The 8,406-nt window shown below is 71.2% G+C and carries 7 protein-coding genes, 2 tRNA genes and 1 pseudogene; 2 read left to right on the top strand and 8 right to left on the bottom strand.

Annotated elements, in window-relative coordinates; genetic code table 11:
- A partial coding sequence (locus B4M60_RS04745) for a LuxR C-terminal-related transcriptional regulator (RefSeq protein WP_291080773.1) occupies positions 1-1,697 on the top strand: 1,697 nt, incomplete at its 5' end.
- 21 nt (positions 1,698-1,718) lie between these two features.
- On the opposite strand, the gene clpX is transcribed toward B4M60_RS04745, so the two are convergent.
- The 5 genes from clpX to B4M60_RS04720 all read right to left on the bottom strand — a co-directional run bounded on the left by clpX (position 1,719) and on the right by B4M60_RS04720 (position 6,282).
- Positions 1,719-2,987 (bottom strand): ATP-dependent Clp protease ATP-binding subunit ClpX, encoded by a 1,269-nt coding sequence (gene clpX, locus B4M60_RS04740; protein ID WP_291080771.1) that lies wholly within the window; start codon positions 2,985-2,987, stop codon positions 1,719-1,721.
- A gap of 147 nt (positions 2,988-3,134) precedes the next feature.
- A complete protein-coding gene (locus tag B4M60_RS04735; protein WP_291080769.1) occupies positions 3,135-3,758 on the bottom strand; it encodes an ATP-dependent Clp protease proteolytic subunit in 624 nt (207 codons plus the stop codon).
- Positions 3,759-3,829: 71 nt separating this feature from the next.
- Positions 3,830-4,450, bottom strand: a complete 621-nt coding sequence (locus B4M60_RS04730; protein ID WP_291080792.1) for an ATP-dependent Clp protease proteolytic subunit — start codon at positions 4,448-4,450, stop codon at positions 3,830-3,832.
- A gap of 307 nt (positions 4,451-4,757) precedes the next feature.
- The gene (gene tig, locus B4M60_RS04725; RefSeq protein ID WP_291080767.1) at positions 4,758-6,152 is read right to left on the bottom strand and encodes a trigger factor; all 1,395 of its coding nucleotides are present in this window, start codon (positions 6,150-6,152) and stop codon (positions 4,758-4,760) included.
- Positions 6,153-6,205: 53 nt separating this feature from the next.
- Positions 6,206-6,282, bottom strand: a tRNA-Pro gene (locus B4M60_RS04720).
- A 199-nt stretch (positions 6,283-6,481) separates the two neighbouring features.
- Here B4M60_RS04720 and B4M60_RS04715 point away from each other — a divergent pair.
- Positions 6,482-6,555: transfer RNA gene (locus B4M60_RS04715), tRNA-Gly, on the top strand.
- A gap of 44 nt (positions 6,556-6,599) precedes the next feature.
- Here B4M60_RS04715 and B4M60_RS04710 read toward each other — a convergent pair.
- From B4M60_RS04710 to B4M60_RS04700, 3 genes and pseudogenes are all read right to left on the bottom strand, one after another.
- Entirely contained in the window at positions 6,600-7,424 is an 825-nt protein-coding gene (locus B4M60_RS04710; RefSeq protein WP_291080765.1) for an Fpg/Nei family DNA glycosylase, read from the bottom strand.
- 33 nt (positions 7,425-7,457) lie between these two features.
- On the bottom strand, positions 7,458-7,931 hold the full coding sequence (locus B4M60_RS04705) for a ribose-5-phosphate isomerase (RefSeq protein ID WP_291080763.1): 474 nt from the start codon (positions 7,929-7,931) through the stop codon (positions 7,458-7,460).
- 195 nt (positions 7,932-8,126) lie between these two features.
- Positions 8,127-8,406 (bottom strand): annotated as a pseudogene (locus B4M60_RS04700) (disulfide bond formation protein DsbA); the annotation flags it as partial.

Below are 8,406 nucleotides of genomic sequence, written 5' to 3'. Positions count from 1 at the left end.
GCGACCCGGACGCCGCGCTGGCCCACCGCGCCGCGCTCGCGACGGGCCCGGATCCCGGGCTGGCGACGGAGTACCGCCGCCGCGCGGACGACCACGTGCGCGCGGGCCGGTGGGGCGCGGCGGGGGACGCGCTGCTCACCGCCGCGCGCCTCACGGACGACCCCGACCGGCGACTCGAGTGGACGACCTCCGGCATCGACGCGTTGATCGGCGCGGGTCGGATCTCGGAGGCCGGCGCCCTCACCCGGGGCCTCGACCGGGTCCGTCCCGACCCCCACCGGGACTCCGTGCTCGCGCTCCTGGCGCTGCACAGGGGGCACGCCACGGAGGCGGACACGCTGCTGGGCCTGGCCGCCCGCACGACCCCCACCCGCCCGGACGACCGGGTGGACCTGGCCCGGAAGATGGTCGTCCACGCGTTGTGCGGTTGGCGACCCGACGAGATCGCCCGCTGGACCTCCGAGGTCGTCGACGCGGCCGGGACCGGGTCCACCTCCCCCGCCGCCGCCGAGGCCCGCGCCGTCGCCATGCTGGGATCGGCCATCTCGGCACCGGGCGCGCCGGGCCCGCCCCCGCCGCCCGTGGACCCCGCCGATCCGGTGGCCCAGCGGTTCGAGATGGCGGCCGGGTGGATCGCCCTGGCCGGGGACGATCTCGAGACCGCGCGCGTCCGCCTCGAGGCCGCGATCCCCACGACCGAGGTCACCGGGTCCGCCCGCATCTCCCTGTGGTCGCAGGCCTGGCTGGCCCGCACCCTGCTGCTCCGGGGGGAATGGGACGACGCGCTGCGCGTGGTGGACACCGCGGCCCGCAGGATCGACGAGCTCGAGCTGGACCTGCTGGCCCCGGTCGTCCACTGGACGGGCGCCGTCATCCGCGCGATGCGCGGTGATCGACTCGGGGCCGCCACCCACACCCGGCACCTCACCACCAGGCCCGACGCGTACCCCGTCCAGATCCTGCCCTCGGCCATGGCCCGGATGCAGGTGGCCGCCGCCAACGGGGAGCACTCCGGCGCCCGGCGCGCGGCCGAACCGATCCTCGCCCTGGCCACCCGGCTGGACGTGGACCAGCCCGGATTCTGGCCGTGGCACGAGTTGTACGCCCACGCCCTGGTCCTGGACGGACGAACCGCGGGGGCGGAGGAGCTCATCACGCCGGTCGAGCGCCGGGCCCGCGAGATCGGCCACCGATCCACCCTCGCCCGGCTCGGGGCCGTGCGCGCCCGTATCCTCAACGCCCGTGGAGACGTGGAGGGCGCGGAGAGGCTGTTCCGCGACTCGCTCGACCACCTCGAGGGCCTGGGGATGCCGTTCCATTCCGCGCGCGTCCACCTGGCCAGAGGCCAGGCCCTCCGGCGATCGGGACGACGACGAGAGGCCCACCTCGCACTGGGTGCTGCCCGCGACCTGTACGAACAGCTCGGGGCGACCGTGTACGTCGACCGGTGCGACCGCGAACGCCGCGCGGGCGGGGTGGACGTGGCCCGCACGGTCGGACCGGTGGGCCTGACCCCTCAGGAGCGGGCGGTGGCGGACCTGGTGGCCGCGGGCCGGACCAACGCGCAGACCGCCGAGGCGCTGTTCCTCAGCGTCAAGACGGTGCAGTACCACCTCACCCGGATCTACGCCAGGCTCGGCCTGCGGGGCCGGACCGAGCTCGCCCTGTACGTGGAACGCACCGCCGGCGCCGACTGACCGCGCCCCGCGGGGCCGGGCTCAGGCCGACTTCTCCCGCGGCTCCTCCTCGGAGAACGAGACGATGGTCGGCAGGACGTTGTCCCGCACCGTCTCGCCGGCGATCACCACGCGGGCGACGTCGTCGCGACCGGGGATGTCGTACATCACCGGGAGGAGGACCTCCTCCATGATGGCGCGGAGCCCGCGGGCCCCGGTGCCGCGCAGGATGGCCTGGTCCGCCACGGCCTCCAGGGCGTCATCGGTGAACTCCAACTCCACCCCGTCCATCTCGAAGAGCCGGGAATACTGCTTGACCAGCGCGTTCTTGGGCTCGCTGAGGATGTTCACCAGCGCCTCGCGGTCCAGGCTCGTCACCGAGGCCACCACGGGGAGACGGCCGATGAACTCCGGGATCAGCCCGAACTTGACCAGGTCCTCCGGCATGACCTCCGAGAAGTTCTCGGTCGAGTGGAGATCGCTCTTGCTGGCCACCTCGGACCCGAAGCCCATGCCCTTCCGGCCGACGCGGTCGCCCACGATCTTCTCCAGACCCTGGAAGGCCCCGGCGACGATGAACAGCACGTTGGACGTGTCTATCTGGATGAACTCCTGGTGCGGGTGCTTCCGGCCGCCCTGCGGGGGCACGGATGCCTGGGTTCCCTCGAGGATCTTCAGCAGCGCCTGCTGCACGCCCTCCCCGGAGACGTCGCGGGTGATCGAGGGGTTCTCGGACTTGCGGGCGATCTTGTCGACCTCGTCGATGTAGATGATGCCCATCTCGGCGCGCTTGGTGTCGTAGTCCGCGGCCTGGATGAGCTTGAGGAGGATGTTCTCCACGTCCTCGCCCACGTACCCGGCCTCGGTCAGCGCGGTGGCGTCCGCGATGGCGAACGGCACGTTGAGCATCTTGGCCAGGGTCTGGGCGAGGTAGGTCTTCCCGCAGCCGGTCGGGCCCAGCATGAGGATGTTGGACTTGGCCAGCTCGACGCCGTCACCCCGGCCGATCGAGGCGCCCACCCGGATGCGCTTGTAGTGGTTGTAGACCGCGACGGCCAGCGTCCGCTTGGCGTCGTCCTGACCCACCACGTACTGGTCGAGGAAGGCGTGGATCTCCGACGGCTTGGGGAGTTCCTCGAGCGCCGAGTCCGAGGAGTCGTCGACCTCGGACTCGATGATCTCGTTGCACAGCTCGATGCACTCGTCACAGATGTAGACCCCGGGACCGGCGATCAGCTTCTTGACCTGCTTCTGGCTCTTCCCACAGAAGGAACACTTCAACAGGTCGCCGCTCTCACCCACACGTGCCATGAGTTCTACGTCCTCGCATTCCAGGGGACCGGAGTACCACCCCATAGTCGACGGTACGCGGGAGGGACCGGAAAGTCCGATCCCCGCGCGATCAGTTCATTGGACCCGACGGCGCGCCGCAACCCGCAGCGGCGCGCCGCCCGCTCGTCAGTTGGAGGTCGACAGCTTACGGTAGTCGAACACGGTGTCGATGATCCCGTAGTCCTTGGCCTCCGCGGCGGTGAGGATCTTGTCGCGATCGGTGTCCTCGCGGACCTGATCGGCGGTGCGCCCGGAGTGCTGCGCCAGGGTGGACTCCATGAGTCGGCGCATGCGCTCGATCTCGGCGGCCTGGATCTCCAGGTCGGAGACCTGGCCCTGGAAGCCCCCGGTGGACGGCTGATGGATGAGGATGCGGGCGTTGGGCAGCGCGGCCCGCTTGCCCTTGGTGCCGGCGGCGAGCAGGATCGCGGCGGCCGAGGCGGCCTGGCCCAGGCACACGGTCGACACGTCGGGGCGGACGTACTGCATGGTGTCGTAGATCGCCATGAGCGAGGTGAACGATCCGCCCGGCGAGTTGATGTACATGGTGATGTCGCGGTCGGGGTCCTGGCCCTCGAGCACGAGAAGCTGGGCCATGATGTCGTTCGCCGAGGCGTCGTCGACCTGGGTGCCCAGGAAGATGATCCGCTCCTCGAAGAGCTTGTTGTACGGGTTGGACTCCTTGACGCCGTAGCTCGAGTGCTCGACGAAGGACGGGAGGATGTAGCGCGAGGACGGCAGTGAGGTCATCGGTGACTCCGTGGTGGTGTTCGGGGCTGGGTGGGCTACGGGAGCGCTCCCGTGGGCGACGGGTTCGACGGTCACGACGGCGAGGTTCCGCCGCTCTGGGCGGCGCGCGCGATCACGTGGTCGACGAAGCCGTACTCCTTTGCCGCCTCCGCGGTGAACCACCGGTCGCGGTCCGAGTCCTCGGTGACCTGCTCGAAGGTCTGGCCGGTGTGCTGGGCGATGAGCTCGGCCATCTCCCGCTTGGTGGCGGCGTACTGCTCGGCCTGGATGGCGATGTCCGCGGCGGACCCACCGACACCGGCCGACGGCTGGTGCATCATGATCTTGGCGTGCGGCAGGGCGTAGCGCTTGCCCTTGGTGCCGGCGGTGAGCAGGAACTGGCCCATCGAGGCCGCCAGGCCCATGCCGTAGGTGGCCACGTCGCACTCGACGAACTGCATCGTGTCGTAGATCGCCATGCCGGCCGTCACCGAGCCGCCGGGCGAGTTGATGTACATCGCGATGTCGCGAGTGGGGTCCTCCGCCGCGAGCAGGAGGATCTGCGCGCAGAGCCGGTTGGAGATGTCGTCGTCCACCTGGGAGCCCAGGAAGATGATCCGCTCCTGCAGCAGGCGCTCGTAGACCGAGTCGCCCAGGGTCAGCCCGTGGGACCCGGGCGAGCTGAGAGCGGGCTGCGTCGAACTGGGCTGCATCGAACCGGGCTGCATGGAACCGAACTGAGCCACTGAACCGTTCTGGGCCACGGGGAACCTACCTTCGCTCATCGTCTCACCGCTCGCGCGGTGCCCGACCGTCCGGCGGCCGGGTATCCGTTACGTCAAACAGTAACCAACGCCCACGACGGAACCGTCCCGACGGGGCGGGTGTTCGCTCTCAGCGTCGGCGGGGCCACGCCCGCGGGCGACCACCGGCCCCGGATGGCCACGACGCCGGGGGGCCGGGGACCGCGTGCAGCGGTCCCCGGCCCCCCGGTGGAACAGTCGGATCAGGTCGCGACGATCAGGCGTCGGCGTCCTGCTCGTCAGTGCTGTCGTCCTCGGTCCCGGCCTCGGCGGAGTCGGCGTTCCGGTCCTCGCGCGAGCCGAAGAACTCGGTGGTGTCGACGGTGTTGCCGTCGGTGTCCTGGACCGTCACCTGGGAGATCACGTCGGCCAGGGCCTTGGAACGGCGGACGTCGGAGAACAGCGAACCGAGCTGGCCGGCCTGCTGGATCTGCTGGACGAACTGGTTCGGGTCCATGCCGTAGCGCTGAGCCTGGAACATGATGTGCTGGGTGAGCTCCTCCTGGGAGACCTCGGTCGAGGCCTCCTCGGCCACGGCGTCCAGCAGGAGCTGGCTGCGGATGGCGCGGGCGGCACCCTCGCGGGTCTCGGCCTCGAAGGTCTCGCGGTCGGTGCCCTCGGCGGCGAGCGCCTGGTCGAGGATCGACGGATCCCCGCCGAACTGGTCGATCAGCTGGTGCATCTGGGCGTGCGCCTCGGACTCGACCACGGACTCCGGGGTCGGGATGTCGGTCGCGTCGATGAGCGCGTCCAGGACCTTGTCCCGGATCTCGCCCGCGAGGCCGGCCCTGGCCTGCTGCGCGACCTTCTCCGCGAGGTCCGCCTTGAGCTCGTCCAGGGTGTCGAACTCGCTCGCCATCTGGGCGAAGTCGTCGTCGGCCTCGGGGAGCTCGCGCTCCTTCACGGACTGGACGGTCACGGTGATGATCGCCTCCTTGCCCGCGTGGTCTCCCGCGACGAGGGCGGAGGGGAACTCCTTGGACTCGCCGGCCTTGAGGCCGTCGACGGCGGCGTCGAGTCCGTCGACGAGCGTGCCCGATCCGAGCTCGTAGGACAGGCCCTCCGTCGAGGCCTCGTCGACGGGCTCACCGTCGACGGTGGCGGCCAGGTCCACGGAGAGGAAGTCGCCCTCCTTGGCACCGCGCTCGACGCCCTTGAGGGTGCCGAACCGGGCGCGGAGGTTGTCGAGCTCCGCGTCGACGGCGGCGTCGTCGGTGGCGGGGGCCTCGACGGTGACCGACAGGTCGGAGTAGGTCGGCAGGGTGATCTCGGGACGCACGTCCACCTCGGCGGTGAACTCCACCACGTCGCCGTCCTCGAGCCTGGTGACCTCGATGTCGGGCTGCGCGAGGACCTTGAGGTCGTGCTCGTCGACGGCCTGGCTGTACCGGGTCGGGATCATGTCGTTGACGACCTGCTCGAGCACGGCCGGGCGACCGATCCGCGCCTCGAGGAGCTTGGCCGGGGCCTTGCCGGGCCGGAATCCGGAGATGTTGACCTGGCCGGCGAGCGACTTGTACGCCTTGGCGAAGTCCGCCTCGAGCTCGGCGAACGGCACCTCCACCGTGACCTTGACCCGGGTCGGGTTCAGCTGCTCGACAGTGCTCTTCACGGTGATGATCTCCTAGGGAAGTCGTGTGGGGTTCGTGTGTGTTCGGGCTCCGCTGGTCGGGATGACAGGATTCGAACCTGCGACCCTCCGCTCCCAAAGCGGATGCGCTACCAAGCTGCGCCACATCCCGGTGAGTCGCGCGGCCGACCATCCCGCGCCGTGCGCGGGAAACCTGCCGGGCCGCCAAACCAACTCGCCCAGTGTACGACAGGGCCGGATCAGGACAGATTCCGCGTTCTCGCCCCGGGAGTTGGGGGCGCCGCGACGGTCCGGTAGTCTTGTCGAAGCGCGAGCGGGACGGGGAAGAACTCCCAGGTCACGCCGCTGATGCGGGTGTAGCTTAATGGTAAAGCCCCTGCCTTCCAAGCAGGCTACGCGGGTTCGATTCCCGTCACCCGCTCCATCCTCCCCGGGTCCCCGGCCGCGCCCCGGACCGCGGGACCCCCGTCACCCCGACTGACACGTCGGACACCAGAACAGGGTCCGCGCCTCCATCGTCTGCAGGCGGATGTCGTCACCGCACACCCGGCACGGCCACCCGTCGCGCTGGTAGACGTAGTTCCGTGGCCGGTCGGCGCCCCGCCGCGGGACGTCGCCGTGGTCGTGTTCCGGCCTGATCGTGACGATCCCGCCCGTCTCCGCCCCCACCGCCATCAGCGCCACGAGGTCGTCCCAGAGCCCACGGAACTCCCCCTCCCGCATCGTCGCGCCTGGCCGGAACGGCTCGAGGCCGCCCCGGAACAGCGCCTCGGCGCGGTAGACGTTGCCCACCCCCGCCAGCACCTTCTGGTCCATGAGCAGGGCACCGATCGGGCGGGAGCTGCGCCGGATCCGCTCCCAGGCCCGCCCGGGGTCGGCCGCCGGGTCAAGCGGGTCGGGCCCCAGGCGGTCGCGGACCTCGGCCACCGCCTCCTCCCCGAGCACCTCGCACCGGGTCGGGCCCCGGAGATCCACGTTGTGCGCCGGGCCGTTCCCGGTCGCCGATCCGACCCGCATGCGCACCTGCCCCACGGGGTCGGGCGGGTTCTGCCCCTCGGGCACGAGGTGGGAGTCGAAGAAGCCGTAGAGGCCGAGGTGCACGTGGACGGCCAGGCCACCCTCGTAGTGGTGGAACAGGTGCTTGCCGGTCGCGGTGGCCCGCTCGAAGTGGCGACCGTCGACCAGGACGTGGTCGGCGAACCGCCCCTGCGGGCTGGACACGCGGACGGGCCCGCCCGCGAAGTACCCGGTGTGCAGGCGGGCCAGTCGGTGGAGGGTGTGCCCCTCAGGCACGGACGGACTCGGGCACGGGCACTGTGGCTCCCGTCAGGCGCCGGGGACGGGCGGGGCCTGACGGGTGCGCTCGTACTCGGCGAGGATGTCGATGCGCCGCTGGTGGCGCTCGGCCTCGGACCACGCCTGGTCGAGGAACGCGTCGACGATCGCCAGCGCCTCCTCCTGCGAGTGCATGCGCCCGCCGATGCCGATCAGCTGGGCGTTGTTGTGCTCGCGGGCCAGCCGCGCGGTCTCGGGGCTCCACGCCAGCGCGCAGCGGGCGCCGGGCACCTTGTTCGCGGCGATCTGCTCGCCGTTCCCCGAGCCGCCCAACACGATGCCCAGGCTGCCGGGGTCCGCGACGGTCTTGGCCGCGGCGTCGATGCAGAAGGCCGGGTAGTCGTCCTCCGCGTCGTAGGTGTGGGCGCCACAGTCCACGACCTCGTGGCCCGCGGCCTTGAGGTGCTCGGCAATGACGTTCTTGGTCTCGAAGCCGGCGTGGTCCGCCCCCAGGTAGATGCGCATGGCGGCGATTCTGCCACGCGCGGTCGTCGAACCCGGTGCGGGTGGACCCGCGGATCACCCCGCCCCGGATGCGCCGCCTCCCGAGCCCCCCTGACTTGCGCTGGCCGACCGCCCGGAATCGGCCGACCTACGCTGCCGGAGAGGACCCGACACGCAGCGTAAGCCGGAAGGGCAGCGCAAGCCGGAAGGGCAGCGTCAGTCGAACCGGGGGGACTCGGTGCGGGACCGCTTGAGCTCGAAGAAGTACGGGTACCCGGCCAGCAGGGCGGCGCCGTCGAACACCCTCCCCGCGTCCTCGCCCCGCGGGATGCGGGTGAGGACGGGCCCGAAGAACGCGGCGCCGTCGACGTGGATCACCGGGGTCCCCACCTCGTCGCCCACCGGGTCCATGCCGCGGTGGTGGGAGGCGCGCAGCTCGTCGTCGTACTCGTCCGTCCCCGCGGCGGCGGCGAGGTCGGCGTCCAGGCCCGCCGCC

It is taken from the genome of Dietzia sp. UBA5065, assembly GCA_002415925.1.
Classification (GTDB): Bacteria; Actinomycetota; Actinomycetes; order Mycobacteriales; family Mycobacteriaceae; genus Dietzia.
The sequence above is the reverse complement of the archived record's forward strand: the minus strand, read 5'-3'. Positions and strand labels throughout refer to the sequence as shown.

Coding starts and splice junctions, on each gene's coding strand:
- B4M60_RS04735 (WP_291080769.1), bottom strand. CDS start 3,758: ATGACCTCACTGCCGTCCTCGCGCTACATCCTCCCGTCCTTCGTCGAG.
- clpX (WP_291080771.1), bottom strand. CDS start 2,987: ATGGCACGTGTGGGTGAGAGCGGCGACCTGTTGAAGTGTTCCTTCTGT.
- B4M60_RS04705 (WP_291080763.1), bottom strand. CDS start 7,931: ATGCGCATCTACCTGGGGGCGGACCACGCCGGCTTCGAGACCAAGAAC.
- B4M60_RS04730 (WP_291080792.1), bottom strand. CDS start 4,450: ATGCAGCCCAGTTCGACGCAGCCCGCTCTCAGCTCGCCCGGGTCCCAC.